General features: G+C 65.1%; 1 protein-coding gene. It reads right to left on the minus strand.

Annotated features, from left to right (window positions below):
* Positions 1 to 1,043, minus strand: a 1,043-nt coding sequence (locus tag HMPREF3115_RS10105) for an aminotransferase (protein WP_070554305.1), incomplete at both ends; no start/stop codon positions are given.

The following is a 1,043-nucleotide window of genomic DNA, read 5'->3' on the forward strand; positions in this document are numbered from 1 at the left end:
CGCTTCACGCGCTCGACGATGCCCTCGTCGCGCAGCAGCTTGAGGTTCGCGACCGCCACCGCCGCGGCCACCGGATGCCCCGAATACGTGAGCCCGTGATTGAATTCGCCGTTGTCGACGATCGGCCGCGCGACGCGCTCGTGAATGCCGACCGCGCCCATCGGCACGTAGCCCGACGTGAGCCCCTTGGCCATCGTGATCAGATCGGGTTCGAAGCCGAAGTGCTGATGCGCGAACCATTCGCCGGTACGGCCGAAGCCGCCGATCACTTCGTCGGCGACGAGCAGAATGTCGTACTTGCGGCAGATTCGCTGGATTTCCGGCCAGTACGTCGACGGCGGAAAGATCACGCCGCCGGCACCCTGGAACGGCTCGCCGATGAATGCCGCGACGTTCTCCGCGCCGAGCTCGAGAATCTTAGCTTCGAGCTGCTGCGCACGCGCGAGGCCGAACGCTTCGGGCGTCTCGCCCGGCTGCGCTTCGCCGAAGAAATACGGCTGATCGATATGGACGATGTGCTCGACCTTCGACGGCATCTGCTCGTGCATGTAGCCCATGCCGCCGAGCGTGCCGCCCGCGATCGTCGAGCCGTGATAGCCGTTCTTGCGCGAAATCACGTACTTCTTCTGCGGCTTGCCCTGCACGCGCCAGTACTGATGCACGACGCGCAGCACGGTGTCGTTGCCTTCGGAGCCGCTGTTGCAATAGAAGAAGTGGTTGAAGCCGGGCGGCGTGACTTCGGCGAGCATCGCCGAGAGTTCGATCACGGGCGGATGCGTGGTCTTGAAGAACGTGTTGTAGAACGGCAGCTCCTGCAGTTGCCGATAAGCGGCGTCGGCCAGCTCCTTGCGGCCGTAGCCGACGTTCACGCACCAGAGCCCGGCCATGCCGTCGATGATCTGGTTGCCGTCGGAGTCCCACAAATAGACGCCGTCGGCCTTCACGATCACGCGGCTGCCGGCGCGGTTCAGCGCGCCCATGTCGGAGAACGGATGGATGTGGTGCGCGGCGTCGAGCGCGCGGTATTCGGCGGTCGAGCGCGC

The organism is Burkholderia sp. HMSC10F09 (assembly GCF_001806955.1).
Classification (GTDB): domain Bacteria; phylum Pseudomonadota; class Gammaproteobacteria; order Burkholderiales; family Burkholderiaceae; genus Burkholderia; species Burkholderia multivorans.